The organism is Pseudomonas sp. TKO26, from assembly GCF_003225665.1.
In the GTDB taxonomy this organism is placed as follows: Bacteria; Pseudomonadota; Gammaproteobacteria; order Pseudomonadales; family Pseudomonadaceae; genus Aquipseudomonas; species Aquipseudomonas saponiphila.
Window position 1 is genome coordinate 127,609 of record NZ_QKLN01000003.1, and the last position, 18,741, is coordinate 146,349.

Below are 18,741 nucleotides of genomic sequence, written 5' to 3' on the forward strand. Positions count from 1 at the left end.
TTCGTTTTTGTTTGGTTTTCCTTGGTCAATCCCCTGTGTGGTAGCTGGCTTGTCAGCGAAGGCGTCCGTGAGGGCAATACAAGGCCAGCGGGCCTCTTCGTCGGCAAGCCGGCTTCTGCGGTTCAGGCGAAGGCGCCGGGGTAGGCGAACAGCGCCGGGGCGCCACCGGTGTGCAGGAAGATGATCGGGCCATCGTTGAAACGCTGGCGGCCAACGCCATCCAGCAGGCCGGCCATGGCCTTGCCGGTGTAGACCGGGTCCAGCAACAGGCCTTCCTGGCTGGCCAGCAATTTGACCGCGGCCAGCGTGCCGGCATTGGGTTCGCCGTAACGGGGAGCGAAGTATTCGTCCCACAGTTGCACGTTGAAGCTATCCGGCAGGGTGACCCCCAGCAGCTCGGCGGTGCGTTCGGCCAGGCCCTGGACCTTGGGCCGCTGATTTTCGTCGCTGCGCGAGACGGTCACGCCGATCACCGGCAACTGCGGCAGCACTTCGCTCAAGGCCAGGGCCAGGCCACTGTGGGTGCCGGCGCTGCCGGAGGCCAGGACCACCGCCGCGAATTCCAGGCCGCTGTCTTCGATCTGCTGGGCCAGCTCCAGGCCAGCCCTTACGTAACCCAGGGCCCCCAAGGCATTGGAGCCGCCGATGGGCACCAGGTAGGGTTTCTTGCCGTTGCTGCGCAGGCGCGCGGCCAGTGCCTGCAACTGTTCGTCGGCCTGGTCGAGGTTCTCCACCAGCTCGACCTTGGCGTCGAACAACTCCAGCAGCAGGCGGTTGCCGTTGCCCAGGTAGCTGGGGTCTTCGGTGCCGATGGGGTTTTCCAGCAGGGCCACGCAACCCAGGCCGAGCTTGGCGGCCAGGGCCGCGGTCTGGCGCACGTGGTTGGACTGGATCGCGCCAGCGGTGATCAGGGTATCGGCGCCCTGGGCCAGGGCGTCGGCGGCCAGGTATTCGAGTTTGCGCAGCTTGTTGCCGCCCATGGCCAGGGGCGTGGTGTCGTCGCGCTTGACGTAGATATCGCGGCCGATCCAGGACGACAGGCGTTCGAGTTTTTCCAGGGCGGTGGTAGACCCGAGCAGGTCGAGACGGTGAAAGCGGGCAAGCTGTTGTTTGATCATGAGTTCGCACGGAACAGGAAAGGTGCAAGGACTATAGGCAGCGATATTTGCCCGGGCAACCGCCAATCGCTTATGCGAAAAAGTGTTGTGAACCGAACAATTAGTTCTTAAACCCCGCCCTGGCGGGGCGTAAAGTGATCGCCGTTTACGCGGCCCGATTGTCCGGCCGCCCGAGTAAGGAGTCTTATCGTGAGCGAGCGTTCCAGCCATTGGCAATTGCAGACCATCGTTGGCCAACTGCGCGATGCCCGTGACCAGTGGCGTACCCGCAACGGTCGGGTCAGCGGCGAGCAGGGCGGCCGTGAATTGCCCTCGCGAGCAGCCATGGCGGAGATCCTTGAGGCCCTGTGTGGTGCCCTGTTTCCCATGCGCCTGGGGCCGGTGGACCTGCGTGAAGAGAGTGAAGACTTCTACGTCGGCCACACCCTGGACGCCGCCCTCAACTCGTTGCTGGCCCAGGCGCGCCTGGAGCTGCGTTATGTGGCCCGGCAGAACGGCGAGGCGGATGCCGAGGTCGATGCCAAGGCGATTCGCCTGATCCAGGATTTCGCTCTGGCCCTGCCGGGCCTGCGGGTGTTGCTCGACACCGACGTGCTGGCCGCCTACCACGGTGACCCGGCGGCCCGCAGCGTGGATGAAGTGCTGCTGTGCTACCCGGGCATCCTGGCGGTGATTCACCACCGCCTGGCGCATCATCTGTACCGCGCTGGCCTGCCGTTGCTGGCGCGGATCAGCTCGGAGATCGCCCACTCGGCCACTGGCATCGACATTCACCCGGGGGCGCAGATTGGCCGCAGTTTCTTCATCGACCATGGCACCGGCGTGGTGATCGGCGAGACCGCGATCATCGGCGAGCGGGTGCGCATCTACCAGGCGGTGACCCTGGGCGCCAAGCGCTTCCCGGCGGACGAGGACGGCCAGTTGCAGAAGGGTCACCCGCGCCACCCGATCGTCGAGGACGACGTGGTGATCTACGCCGGCGCGACCATTCTCGGGCGCATCACCATCGGCAAGGGCTCGACCATTGGCGGCAACGTCTGGCTGACCCGCAGCGTGCCGGCCGGTTGCAACCTGACCCAGGCCAACCTGCAGCACGACGACGGCTCGCAGAAGTAGGAGCTGGCTTGCCAGCGAAGGCGTCCCTGAGAGCGGTGCAGATCTTGTGGGCCTCTTCGCCGGCAAGCCGGCTCCTACGGAGGGGGGACGTTTTGTTCTGCTGAACGATTCCGTTCGACATCCGTCATACCCTTCCTTGAGCTAGCGTACTGAACGGTACCGCTGAGCCCTGCGATTAGTCCTGAAACGCCTATCCATGTTTAACTTGAACGCTCGTTCAAGTTAAACCGGCGGTTCGCTGCCCGCTCACAACAGGAGGCTTGCCTTTGCTGAGTCCGTACATTTCAGCCATGTTTCATCCCTTCGAGGTGCACCGATCATGAGTGCGCCATCCAGCTCCGCGAATACTCTGATTCGCATGAACCCCCCGGTGTTCTACTTCGCCGCGAGCTTTATCCTGATCTTTGGCGTGGTGGTGATTTCCATGCCGGAACAGGCCGGCGCCTGGCTCCTGGCCGCGCAGAACTGGGCGGCCAATACGGTCGGCTGGTACTACATGCTGGCCATGACCCTGTACCTGGTCTTCGTGGTGGTCACCGCCTTGTCCGGCTACGGCAAGATCAAGCTCGGTGCCGACCACGACGAACCCGAGTTCAGTTACCTGTCCTGGGCCGGCATGCTGTTCGCCGCCGGGATCAGTATTACCCTGTTCTTCTTCTGCGTTTCCGAACCCCTGACCCATATGCTGCAACCGCCTCAGGGCGAGGCCGGCACCGCTGAGGCGGCGCGCCAGGGCATGCAGTTGCTGTTCCTGCACTGGGGCCTGCACGGCTGGGGGGTGTTCGCTTTCGTCGGCATGGCCCTGGCCTATTTCGCCTACCGGCATAACCTGCCGCTGGCCCTGCGTTCGGCGCTGTATCCGCTGATCGGCAAGCGCATCAACGGCCCCATCGGCTACGCGGTGGATGGCTTCGGCATCATCGCCACGGTGTTCGGCCTGGGCGCCGACATGGGCTTTGGCGTGCTGCACCTGAACTCCGGTCTCGATTACCTGTTCGGCATTGCCCATACCCAGTGGATCCAGGTTGGCCTGATCACCCTGATGATGGGCGCGGCGATCATTGTCGCGGTGTCCGGAGTCGATAAGGGTGTGCGGGTGATGTCCGACATCAACATGCTGCTGGCGGTGGCGCTGCTGCTGTTCGTGCTGTTCGCCGGTCCGACCCAGCACTTGCTCAACACCCTGATCCAGAACCTCGGTGACTATCTGGGGGCGTTGCCGACCAAGAGTTTCGATGTCTACGCCTACAACAAGCCCAGTGACTGGCTGGGCGGCTGGACCGTGTTCTACTGGGCCTGGTGGATTGCCTGGTCGCCGTTCGTGGGGTTGTTCATCGCGCGGATTTCCCGTGGCCGGACCATCCGCGAGTTCGTCTTCGGCGTGCTGCTGATTCCCCTGGGCTTCACCCTGGCGTGGATGTCGATCTTCGGCAACAGTGCCATCGATCAGGTGCTCAACCACGGCATGAGCGCCCTTGGCCTTTCGGCCATCGACAACCCATCGATGACCCTTTACCTGCTACTGGAAACCTACCCCTGGAGCAAGACCGTGATCGCGGTCACGGTGTTCATCAGCTTCGTGTTCTTCGTCACTTCGGCGGACTCCGGCACCGTGGTGCTCTCGACCCTGTCGGCCAGGGGCGGCAACGCCGACGAAGACGGGCCGAAATGGCTGCGGGTGTTCTGGGGCGCGATGACCGCGCTGGTCACCAGCGCGCTGTTGTTCGCCGGCAGCATCGACTCGCTGAAGTCGGCGGTGGTGCTGACCTCGCTGCCGTTCTCGCTGATCCTGCTGCTGATGATGTGGGGGCTGCACAAGGCGTTCTACTTGGAATCGCAGCGGCGCATTGCCCAGCTGCACTCCCTGGCGCCGGTCGCGCCTTCGCGGCGCGGCAAGGGCGGCTGGCGCCAGCGCCTGAGCCAGGCGGTGCATTTCCCGTCCCGCGATGAGGTGTATCGCTTCCTCGACCAGACGGTGCGCCCGGCCATCGAAGAAGTGACCGCGGTGTTCGCCGAGAAGGGCCTGAACGTGGTGACCCAACCCGACCCGGCCAATGACAGCGTCAGCCTGGAGATCGGCCATGGCGATCAGCACCCGTTCATCTACCAGGTGCAGATGCGCGGCTACTTCACTCCGTCTTTCGCCCGTGGCGGCATGGGCCCGAAGGAGCTGCGCAACCGCCGCTACTACCGGGCCGAAGTGCATCTGGCCGAGGGCAGTCAGGATTACGATCTGATGGGCTACAGCAAGGAGCAGATCATCAACGACATCCTCGACCAGTACGAACGCCACATGCAGTTCCTGCATCTGGTGCGCTGAGCCAGGTGCTCAGGCCCTGGTGAGCAGCAGGTAGAGCACCAGGGCCAGCACCGGCACGGCAAACACCAGGCTGCCGACCATCAGTTCCGACCTCAGGGGCTGATGGGCGGTGACCATCCCCACGGCGCCGTTGATCACCGTCAACGCCAGCCACAACCCGGTAAATCCGTAGCTCAATGTCGCTCGGGAAAAGCCCAGCCGCTCGCCGATGAACAGCAGCAGCGCCAGCAGAATCAGGCCGAAGGTGATGATGATGGTGGTGTGCATGGAAAGCGTCTCCTGCAGGAGCGGTCGGACGATGTCGCGCCAGCCGGCTCGGGGTGTTTGCCGGCCTGTTCATGGAGCATAGGCGGCAAACCGGCTCGCTTGCGGTCGGTGCAAGGCTTGAGCAAATCTTCGCCGACAAGTCGGAGTTCGCGTTCCGGCATTGTGCTCGGCGCTGCGCGAACTGCCGGCCTGAGGCTAGGTGCTTTCGCGCTCTATCACTTGGCATTGCAGCAGGTTCAGGCGCTGCACTGGCGCGCGGGTTGGCAGCACCCCGAGGCTTTCCAGGACTCGGGTCGCGGCCAGCACGCCGATCTCCAGCGCCGGTGGCTGGATGGTGCTCAGGCTGGGCAGCAGCATCTGGGCAAAGGGGTAGTCGCCAAAGCCCAGCACCGCACAGTCTTGGGGAATCTTCAGCCCGGCGCGTTGCCCCGCCAGCAGGCCGCCGGCGGCCAGATTGTCGTTGGCGAAGATGATGGCGTCGGGGCGCGTTGAGGCGCTCATCAGGGTCTGCATGGCCTGTTTCCCTGCTTCGAAGGGTGGCAGGTCGGGTTGCGGGGCAAACACCCTGGGGGGCAACTCCAGCGCTTCCAGGGTGGCGAGATAGCCGTCGCGGCGCTCCAGGGCACTGTAGTCGCCGGGGGCGCTGTTCTGCACGAAGGCAATGCGCCGGTAGCCTTTGGCGTGCAGGTGGCGAACCGCGCTGACCCCCACCTGAAAGTGAGAAAAGCCGATCTGCATGGGCTGGCGCTGTGGCTGGTAGTCCCAGGTTTCGATCAGCGGGATCTCGGTTTCGGCGAGCATCTTTTCCGTGCCTGGGCTGTGGAAGTGGCTGGTCAGCACCAGGGCTGCCGGCGACCAGCCGAGAAAGGCCCGTACCGCGCTCTCTTCCTGTTTCTCGTCGAAGTAGCTGGAGGCCAGCAGCAACTGATAGCCATGGCGGCTGAGGGTGTCGCTGAAGCCCTGGATGGTCTGGGCGAAGATCGGTCCGGAAATGTTCGGAATGACCATGGCGACGATTCTGCCCCGGGCCGAGGCCAAGCCGCCGGCCACCAGATTGGGCACGTAGCCGAGTTCCGCCACCACGGCGGCGATGCGTTCCCGACGTTCGGGAGAGACGCTCTCGGGCTGGTTGAAGTAGCGCGACACGGTGATCGCCGAGACTCCGGCCTGGCGCGCCACGGTGTTCAGGGTCACGCGGCCGGCGCCGCGGCGTTTGCGGCCAGGCGCTGGGTCAGTGGTCATGAGGGCATTCCTTGAACTGAACCAAAAGGCATATAAAAGTAATTTTTCAGTATTGGACGCTCTATGCAGAGCCTGTCGATACTGGCGATGTTAGCGCTAACAAGGCGTCATGTCTGCTACTCGCTCGAGCGAATGTCCAAGACAGATTTCAGGCACTGCCGGCGCAGATCGGCAGCGGTTCGGGGCATTTTCCAGCAGGTGCAGCATGCAGAATTTTCTTGGGGAGCAGCACAGACTTGCGCGGTCGATCCGTGGCACCACTTCATCTCGGCCGCATCTGGGCTGGTTGCTGGCGGGGCTGGCGGCCCTGCCGTTGCCCGCGGCCCATGCCGCCGTCGACGGCGGAGTAGGCGCGCAGGATCAGGAGCCGACGCTGAAGTCGGTGACCGTCACCGCCACCCGCCGCGAAGAGTCGCTGCAGAAGGTGCCGGTAGCGGTTTCAGTGGTGGATGGCGAGCAGTTGGAGCGGGACAACCGCAACGGCGTGGCGAGCATCGTGCAGCAGGTGCCGTCGCTGAATTTCCGTACCGGGGCGTCGAACAAGGACACCTCGCTGTTCATCCGTGGCGTGGGGACTATTTCCACCTCGCCGGGCGTCGAACCGACGGTGGCCACCGTGATCGACGGCGTGGTCTACGGGCGGCCCGGACAGGCCACCCTGGATCTGCTGGACCTGGAGCGCATCGAGGTGCTGCGCGGTCCCCAGGGCACCCTGTTCGGCAAGAACGCTTCGGCCGGGGTGCTGAATATCGTGACCAAGGCGCCTTCCGCCGAGACGCACGGTTACATCGATCAGTCCTACTACAGCGGCAACGAAAGCCGTACCCGTTTCGGTATTGGCGGCAGCCTGATTCCCGACACCCTCAAGGGTTCGGTCACCGCCTTGTTCGGCAGTTACGACGGCAATGTGGACAACCTGCACAACGGCCAGGAGGTCAACGGCTACAACCGCAAGGGCGTGCGCGGCAAGCTGGAGTTCACTCCCAGCGAGGATCTCAAGTTCACCCTGGCCGCGGACTACATGCAGGCCCACGACGACGCACCCAATGGCGTGGTGAGCAAGGCCCTGACCCCGGCATTCGCCAATGCCCTGCACCCGGTCCGGGCCAGCAGCGACAACCGCGACATCAACACCGATACCCGCACCCACGTGGACGACATCAACAAGGGCCTGTCCGGCCAGCTGGACTGGAACCTGGGCGATTACACCCTGACCTCCATCACCGCCTGGCGTGGCTGGAACAACACCCAGTATCAGGATGGCGACCGTCTTGGCACGGTCACCGCGGCGTTTCCCGGGACCGCCGACAAGGGCGACCTGGACTACAACCAGTACTCGCAGGAGCTGCGCCTGGCCTCGCCCAAGGGGCAGTTCCTGGAGTACGTCGGCGGCCTGTTCTACATGCACGGCAAGGACCAGGAAACCTACCGGCGCACCCTGACCACCACCACCAGCGTCAACCGTGGCGTCGCCGACTACAGCACCACCAACGACAGTTACGCCGTGTTTGGCGAGAGCACTCTGAACTTCACTGGGGACTTTCGTGGTATCGCCGGTTTGCGCTGGACCCACGATGACCTGAAATACGACCACCGGCGGGTGTCGACTTCACCCACCACGGTCAGCGGGATCCAGCCGGGTACCCAGAGTTCCGGCTCGGTGGACGAGGACGGCTGGTCCGGTCGCCTGGGCCTGCAATACGACCTCAGCGACACGGTCACCAGCTACCTGACCTATTCCCGCGGCTACAAGGGCCCGGCCTACAACGTGTTCTTCAACATGCAGCCGCGGGACACCGGCGCGCTGAAACCCGAGACCTCCAATACCTGGGAGGCGGGGATCAAGGCCAGCACCTGGAACAATCGTCTGACCACCAACCTCGCGGTGTTCCACAGCGAGTACGACAACTACCAGGCCAACTTCTTCGACACCGTGGCCGGGCAGGTGGTGACCCGCCTGATCAATGCCGGCAGCGTCAGCAGCGAGGGTGTCGAGCTGGATTACGCCTTGCAGGCCACCCAGCAACTGAAGCTCTCCGGAGCCCTGGCCTACACCCGGGCGCGGATCGACGAATTCGCCTGCCCGGCGGGGGCGGCGGCCTCCTGCAACGTCAATGGCAAGCCGTTGCCCTTCAGCCCGGATTGGAAAAGCTATGTGCGGGCCGACTACAGCATTCCCCTGGACAACGGCCTGGATATCGAACTGGGCACTGACTACAGCTGGCAAAGCGAAGTGCAGTACGACATCAGCCAGAACCTCGACACCAAGCAAGGCGCCTACGGCATCTGGAACGCCAGCATTGCCCTGGCCGACTACAACGATGGCTGGCGCGTGGCGTTGCTGGGCAAGAACCTGGCTGACAAGTCCTATTCGCCGCTATTGGCCAGTGGCGGCAACTACATCTACCGCGCGGTGCCCCGGGATGACGAACGTTATTTCGGCGTGCAGCTGCGCAAGGACTTCTGATGCCTGCCCGACTGTAGGAGCCGGCTTGCCGGCGAAGGGGCTGCGAGATGGACGTAGGTCTTGCGGATGCTTTCGCTGGCAAGCCAGCTCCTACGGCGGGTGTTGGGGTGTTCCTTTTGCAGCATGAACCAGGAGTGATCCATGTCTCGTTCCACTCGCCAGCTCAAGCTCGGCGCTTTTCTCATGGCCACCGGTCATCATGTTGCCGCCTGGCGGCATCCGCAGGTTCCGGCCCAGGCAGGGCTGGATTTTGCGGTCTATAAAGAACTGGCGCAGATCGCCGAAGCCGCATGCTTCGATGCGCTGTTCGTCGCCGACAGCCTGGCAGCGCCTACCGGCGTCATTGCCAGCCGCATGGCGCGCTCCGATTACTTCGAGCCCTTGACTTTGCTCTCGGCCCTGGCCGCCGTGACCGAGCGGATAGGGCTTATTGCCACTACTACTACGAGCTATAACGTACCGTACCACGTAGCACGTAAATTCGCTTCGCTGGACCATCTTTCAGGGGGCCGGGCGGGGTGGAACCTGGTGACGTCGGACAATGCCGCCGAAGCGCAGAATTTTGCTCGGGATGAGCATTTCGGGCACGCCGAACGGTATCGCAGAGCCCGGGAGTTCTATCAGGTGGTCACCGGGCTCTGGGACAGTTGGGAGGACGACGCCTTTGTCCGGAACAAGGCCAGTGGCGAGTATTTCGCCCCGAACAAGCAGCATTTACTGGATCATCGCGGCGAATTCTTCCAGGTCAAAGGGCCCTTGAATGTGCCGCGCCCACCGCAGGGTTACCCGGTGATCGTGCAGGCCGGCTCCTCGGAAAGTGGCCGCGACCTGGCGGCGCAGACGGCCGAGGTGGTGTTCACCGCGCAACCGTCCCTGGCCGCTGCACAAGCCTTTTATGGGGACCTGAAAGGGCGTCTCAAGCAGTACGGTCGTAGTACGGAATCGCTGAAAATCATGCCCGGGGTGTTCGTGGTGGTGGGCGACAGCGAAAGTCAGGCCCGGGAAAAATTCGAATCGTTCCAGGCACTGGTGGAGCCCGAAGTGGGGGTGGCCCTGCTCGGACGCATGCTGGGCAATTTCGATTTATCCGGTTTTCCGCTGGATGGGCCTTTGCCGCCATTGCCGCTGACCGAAAGTGGGCAGCAGAGTCGTCAGCGGTTGCTCACTGAACTGGCCGGCAAGGACAACCTGACCCTGGCCCAACTGGGGCGCAAGATTGCCGGCGGCCGTGGGCACTACAGCCTGATCGGCACGCCGGCGCAGATTGCCGACGAGCTGCAGGCCTGGTTCGAGGAGGGTGCCGCCGATGGTTTCAATGTGCTGGTGCCGCATCTGCCGGATGGCCTGCGGGATTTTGCCGACGGGGTGATCCCGGAACTGCGGCGGCGCGGGCTGTTCAGAACTGAATATGAAGGCCGCACGTTGCGGGAAAACCTGGGGCTGGCACGGCCCAAGAATCAGTTTGCGTGACTGTAGGAACTGGCTTGCCAGGGAAGGTGCTGGTGAGGGCGGTGCGCGGCTTGAAGGTCTGTTCGCCGGCAAGCCGACTCCTGCGGGGCGTATTTATCGACGTTAGTTGTTTTGCAAAGACCTGACCCAGAGAGGATTCGATGACCTACATAGCTGCCGAAAACCGTTACGACTCCATCCCCTATCGCCGTGTCGGCCGCAGTGGATTGGTGCTGCCAGCGCTGTCCCTGGGGCTTTGGCACAACTTTGGCGACAGCACGCCAATCGATACCCAGCGGGCCTTGCTGCGCACCGCCTTTGACCTGGGAATCAACCACTTCGATCTGGCCAACAACTACGGCCCGCCCTATGGCAGCGCCGAGATCAATTTCGGTCGTCTGCTGCGCGAGGACTTCAAGGCCTATCGCGATGAGCTGATCATCTCCAGCAAGGCCGGCTGGGACATGTGGCCCGGGCCTTACGGGCAGGGCGGCGGTTCGCGCAAGTATGTGCTGGCCAGCCTCGATCAGAGCCTGCAGCGCCTGGGCCTGGATTATGTGGATATCTTCTATTCCCACCGCTTCGACCCTGATACGCCGCTGGAGGAAACCGCCAGCGCCCTGGCCACCGCGGTGCAGCAGGGCAAGGCCTTGTACATCGGCATTTCCTCCTATTCCGGGGCGAAGACCCGGGAAATCGCCGCCTTGTTAAAGGAATGGAAGGTACCGCTGCTGATCCATCAGCCGGCTTACAACATGCTCAATCGCTGGGTGGAGAAGGACCTGCTGGAGACCACCGATGAGCTGGGCGTGGGGGTGATCGCCTTTACTCCGCTGGCCCAGGGGCTGCTCACCGATAAATACCTCAATGGCATTCCCGAGGATGCGCGGGTCAATCGTCCGGGCGGCGGCTCGCTGCAGGCTTCGCACCTGTCAGAGGCCAACCTGGCCCATGTGCGGGCTCTCAACGAGATCGCCAGGAACCGCGGCCAGAGCCTGGCGCAACTGGCCCTGGCCTGGACCCTGCGCGATCCGCGGGTGACTTCGGCCTTGATCGGTGCCAGTCGTCCCGAGCAGATCGTCGAGAACGTCGGGGCCTTGCAGAACCTGAGTTTCAGTGTGGAGGAGCTGGCGCAGATCGATCATTTCGCCAAGGAGGGGCGGATCAACCTGTGGGAAAAACCCTCGCTGGCGCAATAGCGGCGTTGGCGGACGGCAATCATCCAGCCCCCGGCAGAGTGATCTGCCGGGGGCTGTTGCTCTGGTGCTTCAAAGCTTGCTTTGCGCAGGCTGGGTGGGAGCTTTGCTCAGGCCATGACATTGGCTTTGCGTTGAAAATATTATGAATATAATATTAGTATGTCGATCGAAATTCCAAAGGCAGGTGTCTGCCACGGCTGCAAGCTCGACAGCCCATCTCGACCGAGGCCTTTAGCCGGTCCGTGATCGGTAGCAGCGCAGATGACGACCCTTCGCGATCAGGGCCTGCCGCGGGTGCGTGGCGTAGACCGGTAACCGGATCGTGGCGCCTGGGCTGTTCGCCGCGCCGTCACTCATGGCCACGGTGGCTGTGGCCGAATTCGTTTGCATGAAGGACGACAACCTATGAATGAGCAATACGATGTGATCGTGATCGGCGCGGGTCCCGGCGGCTATGTCGCGGCGATCCGGGCGGCGCAGTTGGGATTGAAGACGGTCTGTATCGAGCGCTACCAGGGCAAGGACGGCAAGACCGCCCTGGGTGGCACCTGCCTCAACGTCGGCTGCATTCCTTCCAAGGCGCTGCTGGACAGCTCCCATCACTATGACGAAGCGCGCAACCGCTTTGCCGTGCACGGCATTGGCATCAGCAATCCGCAGATCGATGTGCCGGCCATGCTGGCGCGCAAGGACAACGTGGTGCGCAATTTCAACGCTGGCATCGCCTCATTGTTCAAGGCCAATGGCGTGGTCCTGCTGGAAGGTCACGGCAAGCTGCTGGCCAACAAGCAAGTGCAAGTCACCGCGGCCGATGGCAGCACCCAGCACATCAGCGCCACCAGCATCATCCTCGCCCCCGGCTCACGGCCCATCGATATTGCCGCAGCGCCGCTGACCGACCCAGTGATTGTCGACTCCACCGGAGCCCTGGAACTCACCCGGGTGCCCCAGCGCCTCGGCGTGATTGGTGCAGGTGTCATCGGCCTGGAACTGGGCTCGGTCTGGGCCCGCCTGGGCGCCGAAGTGACGGTGCTCGAAGCCCTCGACAGCTTCCTGCCGGCAGTGGACGTACAGATCGCCAAGGAGGCGCAGAAGATCCTCGGCAAGCAAGGCCTGGATATCCGCTTGGGGGCCCGGGTGACGGCCTGCGAAGTGCAGGGCGACAGCGTCACGGTCAGCGTCAGCGAAGGCGGCGAGGACAAGCAGCAGACCTTCGATCGCCTGATCGTCGCCGTGGGGCGTCGGCCCCTGACCGCCGACCTGTTGGCTCCCGACAGCGGCGTGCAACTGGACGAGCGCGGCTTCATCCACGTCGATGGCCAGTGCCTGACCAGCGTGCCTGGGGTGTTCGCCATTGGCGACGTGGTGCGCGGCCCGATGCTGGCGCACAAGGCGTCGGAGGAAGGGGTGATGGTCGCCGAGAGCCTTGCCGGGCATCAGCATCCGCTCAATTACCCGCTGATTCCGTCAGTGATCTATACCCATCCGGAAATCGCCTGGGTCGGCCAGACCGAACAGGCCCTCAAGGCTCAGGGCGTCGAGTTGAACATCGGCACCTTCCCGTTCTCCGCCAGCAGCCGCGCCATGGCCGCCAACGACACCGCCGGGCTGGTCAAGGTGATTGCCGACGCCGCCACCGACCGGGTACTTGGGGTGCATGTGATCGGGCCGGGCGCTGCGGAACTGGTCCAGCAAGGCGCAATCGGCATGGAATTCGGCACCAGCGCCGAAGACCTGGGGATGATGGTGTTCTCCCACCCGACCCTGTCCGAAGCCCTGCATGAGGCGGCGTTGGCGGTGAATGGCCAGGCGATTCATATCGGCAATCGCAAGAAAAAAGCGCCTGCCAGCGTCAAATAGCTGCTGTCCCCGGCTTCGCTCATCCAGCGCGGCCGGGGTCTGCAGCATCTCCCCGCGTTTCAGCGAAAGAACGGCACATCCCCAAGAATGGTCGCGCGGTGCATGACTCGGCGCTGGGGACGGTAGTCGTCCACGGCATAGTGCTGGGTTACGCGGTTGTCCCAGAAGGCCACGTCGTTTTCCTGCCAGCGCCAGCGAATGGTGAATTCCGGGCGGGTGGCGTGGGCGAACAGCAGCTTGAGGATGGCCTCGCTCTCGCTCTCGGACAGTTCGTTGATGCGGGTGGTGAAGCCGTCGTTGACGAACAGCGACTGGCGCCCGCTCACCGGGTGGGTGCGGATCACCGGGTGCGACAGCGGCGGATTCTTGCGCCGGGTTTCCTCCCAGCGCGCCAGGTCTTCTGGGGTGTTGCCGAAGCGCTCCAGAGGGAAGGACTTGATGAATTCGTGGGTCGCGGTCAGGCCCTGCAACAGGCGCTTCAGCGGCTCGGACAAGGCCTCGTAGGCAGCGATGCCGCTGGCCCACAGGGTATCGCCGCCGAACGCCGGCAACTGCTTGGCGCTGAGCACCGCGCCCAGGGCCGGGGTTGGCAGGAAGGTCACATCGGTGTGCCAGATGGCGTTGTCGCGCACGTCGGTTTCGGCGGTGTCGAGAATCAGCACTTCCGGCTGCTCCGGCACATTGGGGTAGATCGGGTGAATGTGCAGGTCACCGAAGTGGGCGGCGAAGCGCGCCTGCTGCTGCGGGGTGAGCGGCTGGTCGCGGAAGAACAGCACCTGATGGTTGAGCAGCGCCTGCTCGATGGCGTCGCGCTGTTCGACGCTGAGCGGCTGGCTGATGTCGACGCCGCTGATCTGGGCGCCGAGGGCGGAGCTTAAGGGGGTAATGGTCAGGCTCATGGTCATTCTCGTATTCGCTGTGTGCAGGAGCCGGGCGGCGTTCCGCTCGCTGGCGCAGGCCGCCGAGAGGATGGTCCGAGGCTTGAGGGCCTTTTCGCTGGCGAGCCAGCTCCTACGCAGGAGAGGGGATCCGTTGTGGTCAGTGGGATTGGCCGTGCCAGGGCACCAGCTTGCGTTGCAGGGCGCGCAGGCCCATCTCCATGGCAAAGGCGATCAGGGCAATCACCAATATCCCCAGCACCACCACATCGGTGACCAGGAACTGCGCGGCGGATTGCACCATGAAACCCAGGCCGCTGGTGGCGGCAATCAGCTCCGCCGCCACCAGGGTCGACCAGCCCACGCCCAGGCCGATGCGCACGCCGGTGAGGATGTCCGGCAGGGCGCTGGGCAGGATCACGTGGCGAATCAACTGCGCATGGGTGGCGCCCAAGGACTGCGCGGCGCGCAGCTTGGCCGGGTCGACGGTACGCACGCCGGTGGCGGTGGCGATGGCAATCGGGGCGAAGATCGCCAGGTAGATCAGCAGCACCTTGGACAGCTCGCCGATACCGCACCAGATGACGATCAGCGGCAGGTAGGCCAGGGGCGGAATCGGCCGGTAGAACTCGATCAACGGGTCGAGCACGCCGCGGGCAACGCGGTTGGCGCCGATGGCGATGCCCACCGGAATGGCCGTCAGCACGGCAAAGCCCAGGGCCAGGCCGATGCGTTCAAGGCTCGCCGCCAGGTGCTGCCAGAGGGTGGAATCCATATAGCCGCTGGTGGCCAGCAACCAGCCTTTTTGCAGCACGGCGGCCGGTGGTGGCAGGAACAGCGGTTCAATCAGGCCGCTGGCGGTGACCGCCCACCACAGGGCGAGCAAGGTGACCAGGGTCAGGACGCTGATCCAGCGGGTGCTCAGGCTGCGGCGCACGGCTTGTGGTGCTTTCGGGTTGGCGTCGCGGGTCGCAGTGGCGGGAATCTCGTAGCTGCTCATGGGCGCTCCTGTTGCTGGGTGGCGCTGCGTTGGGAGAACACCCGGGACAGCACATGTTCGCGGGTTTCGATGAACAGCGGGTCGGACTTGATCGCCCGGGCCGACTCGCCGGCGGCGTAGCGCTGGCCGAAGTCCAGGTTCAGGCGTTCGACGATCTGTCCCGGGTTGGGCGCCAGGAGGATCAGGTCGGTGGCGAGGAATACCGCTTCCTCGATGTCGTGGGTAATCAGGAACACCGGCTTGGCGGTGCGCCGCCAGACTTGCAGCAACAGCTCCTGCATCTGCTCGCGGGTGAAGGCATCCAGGGCGCCGAAGGGTTCGTCCATCAGCAGCACTCGCGGGTCGGCGGCCAGGGCGCGGGCCAGGCCCACGCGCTGTTTCTGTCCACCGGAAAGCTGCCAGATACGGCGTTGGTCGAAGCCGGCCAGGTCCACCAGGGCGAGCATCTCCCGCGCCTTCGCTTCACGCAGTTCGCGGGCGACGCCGGCCAGTTGCAGGCCGAAGGCAACGTTGCCCAGCACATCCTGCCAGGGCAGCAGGGCATCGTCCTGGAACACCACGCCGCGCTCGGCGCTGGGGCCCTTGACCGGCACGCCGTCGAGGCTGATGCGCCCGGCGCTGGGGTCGACGAAGCCGGCAATCAGGTTCAGCAGCGAGGTCTTGCCGCTGCCGGAGGGACCCAGGGCGACCAGCAGTTGCTGTGGCCCCAGGGTCAGGGAAATATCCGCCAGCACCGGTTCGGCGGCGCCGGGGTACTGTGCGCTGATGCGCTCCAGTTGTAGCAAGGCCATGACGGCTATCTCCTGTCCGGTCGCGGGTTATTCAGGGATGAACTTGGCGCTGACGTAGGGGGCGTAGTCCGGCAGCACCGCTTCGACCTTGCCTTGCTCCTTGAGGAACACTGCGGTGTCGGTGATGGCCTTGGTGGTCGGGGCGCCGAGACTGACCACCTGATCGGCGGCCAACGGGTAGACGTTGCCTTGCAGCAGCAGCGGGATATCGCTGGCCTTGGCCCCGGAGAGCTTCACCAGCTTGTCGACGTTGCCCTGGTTGGCGAGCCAGGCTTGTGGATCCTTGCGGTATTGGGCGTAGGCATCCAGGGTCACCTTGGCGAAGGCGGTGACGATCTCCGGGTGCTTCTCGGCGAAGTCCTTGCGCACGATCCAGGCGTCGAAGGTCGGCGCGCCGAACTTGGCCAGCTCGCCGGAGGTGATCAGCACCTTGCCGTTTTCCTTGGCCACGCCCAGGGCCGGGTCCCAGACGTAGGTGGCATCGATATCACCGCGCTTCCAGGCGGCGATGATCGCCGGTGGCGCGAGGTTGAGAATCTGTACTTTCGACGGGTCGATGTTCCAGTGCTTCAACGCCGCCAGCAGGCTGTAGTGGCCGGTGGAAACGAACGGCACGGCGACCTTCTTGCCGATCAGGTCCTGAGGGCTGTTGATCCCGGAACCGTCACGGGCTACCAGGGCTTCGGCGGCGCCGATCTGGGTGGCGATGAGGAAGGTCTGCACCGGCACCTTGCGGGTGATGGCGGCGGTCAGCGGGCTGGAGCCCAGGTAGCCGATCTGCACATCGCCGGAAGCGATGGCGGCGATGACGTCGGCACCGTTATCGAATTTGCGCCAGTTGATCTTGGCCTGGGTGGCTTTTTCGTAGCTGCCGTCGGCCTGGGCGACCTTGGCCGGGTCGACGGTGGTCTGGTAGGCGACGGTGACGTCGGCGGCCTGGGCAAAGAAACTCGCAGCAGCCAGGGACGCGGCCGCCAGGAGGCGAAGGGGGAAGTGCAGTTTCATGGGGGGCTCCTCGTGGGCGGCCGGTGATCGGCGTGTGAGGAGACTAAATGATCTAAGAATGCAGAAATAAATAACTTATTTGCATTAGCTTATGAGGGGAAATCTACGGGGATGGCCCGGTGGCTGTTGTGGCGAGGGAGCTTGCTCCCGTTGGGGGGGCGCAGCCGCCCTCAGACCTGGCGACTGGATATTCCTGAATAACCGCGCCGCCTGAGCTGAGGGCTACTTTGCAGCCCAGCGGGAGCAAGCTCCCTCGCCACTCTAGTTGCTGATGGCCAGGATGCTGGCCTGGTAGGCGCCGACGAACACGTCGAAATCACCCACTTCGTTCTGTTCCAGCTCGGTCTGCTGTTCCAGGGATTTGCGCGCCGCGTCTTCGAAGGCGGCTTGTTCTTCCTTGGCCAGGGGCTGGTTGCGGAAGTATTCGGCATGCACCTGGCTCTGGCGCAGGGAGAACTGGCTGAAGCTCTCCTTGTGCTCGCTCATGGCCGCCAGCACCTGGGCCGACGGGGTCAGGGACGAATCCTTGACCTTGGCCCGCTGGGCGTCCAGCGCCTTGCTGTGCACATCGCTGCCGTGGCTCTGGTCGAGCAGGGCGGCCAGTGGCGCGATCTGCTCCAGCAGTTCGGTGGCCCACTCCTTCATTTCCACCGGCTGGCCCTGGCGTTGCAGTTGCAGGCCCGGACGCCGGCCTTCCTTGACCACGGCGAGGAAGTTCGAGGTGGCATTGCCGCACTCGTTGTTCTCGAACAGCGGGCTTTCGTTGAGCGCGCAATACAAGAGGAAGGCGTCGAGGAAGCGGGCTTCCTGAATGTCGATCCCCAGGGGCAGGAACGGGTTGATGTCCAGGCAACGGGCTTCGACGTACTGGATGCCTCGGGCCATCAGCGCCTGGATCGGCCGTTCGCCGGTGTAGGTCACGCGCTTGGGGCGGATGTTGGAGTAGTACTCGTTTTCGATCTGCAGGATGTTGGTGTTCAGTTGCACCCACTCGCCATCCTTGTGGGTGCCGACCGCCACGTAGGGCGCGTAGGGCGTGGCCACGGCCTTGCGCAGGCTGTCGGTGTAGCTGTTCAGGTCGTTGTAGCAAGGGGTCAGGCCGGCCTGGGCCTTGCTCTGGTAGCCCAGGTCGCTCATGCGCAGGCTGGTGGCGTAGGGCAGGTACAGGGTTTCGGCGTCCAGCTGTTCCAACTGGTGCGAGCGGCCACGCAGGAAGCCCGCGTCCAGGGCCGGCGAGGCGCCGAACAGGTACATCAGCAGCCAGCTGTAGCGGCGGAAATTGCGGATCAGGGCGATATAGGCCGAGGACTGGTAGTCACGGTCGCTGCCGACGAAGCCTTCTGCTTCCTTGAGCAGGGGCCACAACTGTTCCGGCAGGGAAAAGTTGTAGTGGATCCCGGCAATGCACTGCATGGTCTTGCCGTAGCGCAGGGCCAGGCCCTTGCGGTACACGTACTTGAGCTGGCCGATGTTGGAGGTGCCGTAGTAGGCGATCGGGATGTCTTCCTCGGCCGGCAACGGGCACGGCATCGATGGACTCCACAGGTACTCGTTGCCGAGCTTGCTGTAGGCGAAGCGATGAATCTTGTCGAGGCTGGCCAGGGTATCCGCCGGGTCCGCGAGGGCCGGGGTGATGAACTCCAGCAGCGACTCGGAATAGTCGGTGGTGATCTGTTCGTTGGTCAGCGCGGAACCCAGTTCTTCCGGGTGCGGGGTCTGTGCCAGGCGGCCTTCGCCGGTGACACGCAGGCATTCACGTTCGATACCGTGCAGGCACTGCTCGAGCAGGGAGAGGTTAGCGCGCTCGCCGAGCAGAGCCAGGCGGCGGTTGAGAAGTTCGCTCAAGTTGGATTCCTTCACGCGTCAGTCGCCCCAATATGGGGGTGGGCAGGACGGTCTACAAGGGTGAAGTTAAAACTGGCGTTTTCGCCTGGTTTTTGAGTCAAGCCGACTCGCTTGAAAACGCCAACACTCCATCCTTGAATCTGGCTTCAGCGCAGGCAAGAAAATTCCGACGCCGCTTTCGCAG

Annotated in this window: 14 protein-coding genes; 6 read left to right on the forward strand and 8 right to left on the reverse strand. The window is 63.9% G+C overall.

Translation table 11 applies throughout. The features are described 5' to 3' along the window. Positions 1–122: 122 nt before the first annotated feature. The gene (locus tag DNK59_RS05885) at positions 123–1,118 is read right to left on the reverse strand and encodes a D-cysteine desulfhydrase (protein WP_092318586.1); all 996 of its coding nucleotides are present in this window, start codon (positions 1,116–1,118) and stop codon (positions 123–125) included. 189 nt (positions 1,119–1,307) lie between these two features. On the opposite strand from DNK59_RS05885, the gene epsC reads away from it, so the two are divergent. After that, positions 1,308–2,234 (forward strand): serine O-acetyltransferase EpsC, encoded by a 927-nt coding sequence (epsC, locus tag DNK59_RS05890; protein ID WP_092318588.1) that lies wholly within the window; start codon positions 1,308–1,310, stop codon positions 2,232–2,234. A gap of 358 nt (positions 2,235–2,592) precedes the next feature. Then, on the forward strand, positions 2,593–4,554 hold the full coding sequence (betT, locus tag DNK59_RS05895; RefSeq protein ID WP_177431209.1) for a choline transporter BetT: 1,962 nt from the start codon (positions 2,593–2,595) through the stop codon (positions 4,552–4,554). A 9-nt stretch (positions 4,555–4,563) separates the two neighbouring features. On the opposite strand, the gene DNK59_RS05900 is transcribed toward betT, so the two are convergent. Further along, on the reverse strand, positions 4,564–4,821 hold the full coding sequence (locus DNK59_RS05900; RefSeq protein WP_092318592.1) for a hypothetical protein: 258 nt from the start codon (positions 4,819–4,821) through the stop codon (positions 4,564–4,566). A gap of 195 nt (positions 4,822–5,016) precedes the next feature. Further along, positions 5,017–6,063: a LacI family DNA-binding transcriptional regulator gene (locus DNK59_RS05905; RefSeq protein WP_110722582.1), complete on the reverse strand. Its 1,047-nt coding sequence runs from the start codon at positions 6,061–6,063 to the stop codon at positions 5,017–5,019. Between the two features lie 205 nt (positions 6,064–6,268). On the opposite strand from DNK59_RS05905, the gene DNK59_RS05910 reads away from it, so the two are divergent. The 4 genes from DNK59_RS05910 (at position 6,269) to lpdA (ending at position 13,038) form a co-directional block, all read left to right on the forward strand. Continuing rightward, positions 6,269–8,530, forward strand: coding sequence for a TonB-dependent receptor (locus tag DNK59_RS05910; RefSeq protein WP_110722583.1), 2,262 nt, complete (start codon positions 6,269–6,271; stop codon positions 8,528–8,530). Between the two features lie 141 nt (positions 8,531–8,671). Next, complete coding sequence (locus tag DNK59_RS05915) at positions 8,672–10,000, forward strand: LLM class flavin-dependent oxidoreductase (RefSeq protein ID WP_110722584.1); 1,329 nt, start codon at positions 8,672–8,674, stop codon at positions 9,998–10,000. 140 nt (positions 10,001–10,140) lie between these two features. After that, the gene (gene mgrA, locus DNK59_RS05920; RefSeq protein WP_092318600.1) at positions 10,141–11,178 is read left to right on the forward strand and encodes an L-glyceraldehyde 3-phosphate reductase; all 1,038 of its coding nucleotides are present in this window, start codon (positions 10,141–10,143) and stop codon (positions 11,176–11,178) included. 405 nt (positions 11,179–11,583) lie between these two features. Then, positions 11,584–13,038 carry a dihydrolipoyl dehydrogenase gene (lpdA, locus tag DNK59_RS05925; protein ID WP_110722585.1) on the forward strand — a complete coding sequence of 485 codons (1,455 nt, stop codon included), beginning with the start codon at positions 11,584–11,586 and terminating at the stop codon, positions 13,036–13,038. 59 nt (positions 13,039–13,097) lie between these two features. Here the strand turns inward: lpdA and tauD are convergent, their stop codons facing one another. From tauD to gshA, 5 genes are all read right to left on the reverse strand, one after another. Beyond that, on the reverse strand, positions 13,098–13,937 hold the full coding sequence (gene tauD, locus DNK59_RS05930) for a taurine dioxygenase (RefSeq protein ID WP_092320564.1): 840 nt from the start codon (positions 13,935–13,937) through the stop codon (positions 13,098–13,100). 139 nt (positions 13,938–14,076) lie between these two features. Further along, on the reverse strand, positions 14,077–14,916 hold the full coding sequence (gene tauC / locus DNK59_RS05935; protein WP_110722586.1) for a taurine ABC transporter permease TauC: 840 nt from the start codon (positions 14,914–14,916) through the stop codon (positions 14,077–14,079). After that, on the reverse strand, positions 14,913–15,707 hold the full coding sequence (tauB, locus tag DNK59_RS05940; RefSeq protein WP_092318605.1) for a taurine ABC transporter ATP-binding subunit: 795 nt from the start codon (positions 15,705–15,707) through the stop codon (positions 14,913–14,915). The genes tauC and tauB overlap by 4 nt, the downstream gene beginning before the upstream one ends. Positions 15,708–15,734: 27 nt before the next feature. Beyond that, complete coding sequence (tauA, locus tag DNK59_RS05945) at positions 15,735–16,712, reverse strand: taurine ABC transporter substrate-binding protein (protein ID WP_092318607.1); 978 nt, start codon at positions 16,710–16,712, stop codon at positions 15,735–15,737. 261 nt (positions 16,713–16,973) lie between these two features. Then, positions 16,974–18,557 carry a glutamate--cysteine ligase gene (gshA, locus tag DNK59_RS05950; RefSeq protein WP_092318609.1) on the reverse strand — a complete coding sequence of 528 codons (1,584 nt, stop codon included), beginning with the start codon at positions 18,555–18,557 and terminating at the stop codon, positions 16,974–16,976. Positions 18,558–18,741: the final 184 nt, after the last annotated feature.

Excerpts from the sequence above, each read along its gene's own strand:
- DNK59_RS05885 (WP_092318586.1), bottom strand. The coding sequence starts at position 1,118 with ATGATCAAACAACAGCTTGCCCGCTTTCACCGTCTCGACCTGCTCGGG.
- betT (WP_177431209.1), top strand. The coding sequence starts at position 2,593 with ATGAACCCCCCGGTGTTCTACTTCGCCGCGAGCTTTATCCTGATCTTT.
- DNK59_RS05900 (WP_092318592.1), bottom strand. The coding sequence starts at position 4,821 with ATGCACACCACCATCATCATCACCTTCGGCCTGATTCTGCTGGCGCTG.
- DNK59_RS05905 (WP_110722582.1), bottom strand. The coding sequence starts at position 6,063 with ATGACCACTGACCCAGCGCCTGGCCGCAAACGCCGCGGCGCCGGCCGC.
- DNK59_RS05910 (WP_110722583.1), top strand. The coding sequence starts at position 6,269 with ATGCAGAATTTTCTTGGGGAGCAGCACAGACTTGCGCGGTCGATCCGT.
- DNK59_RS05915 (WP_110722584.1), top strand. The coding sequence starts at position 8,672 with ATGTCTCGTTCCACTCGCCAGCTCAAGCTCGGCGCTTTTCTCATGGCC.
- mgrA (WP_092318600.1), top strand. The coding sequence starts at position 10,141 with ATGACCTACATAGCTGCCGAAAACCGTTACGACTCCATCCCCTATCGC.
- lpdA (WP_110722585.1), top strand. The coding sequence starts at position 11,584 with ATGAATGAGCAATACGATGTGATCGTGATCGGCGCGGGTCCCGGCGGC.
- tauD (WP_092320564.1), bottom strand. The coding sequence starts at position 13,937 with ATGAGCCTGACCATTACCCCCTTAAGCTCCGCCCTCGGCGCCCAGATC.
- tauC (WP_110722586.1), bottom strand. The coding sequence starts at position 14,916 with ATGAGCAGCTACGAGATTCCCGCCACTGCGACCCGCGACGCCAACCCG.
- tauB (WP_092318605.1), bottom strand. The coding sequence starts at position 15,707 with ATGGCCTTGCTACAACTGGAGCGCATCAGCGCACAGTACCCCGGCGCC.
- tauA (WP_092318607.1), bottom strand. The coding sequence starts at position 16,712 with ATGAAACTGCACTTCCCCCTTCGCCTCCTGGCGGCCGCGTCCCTGGCT.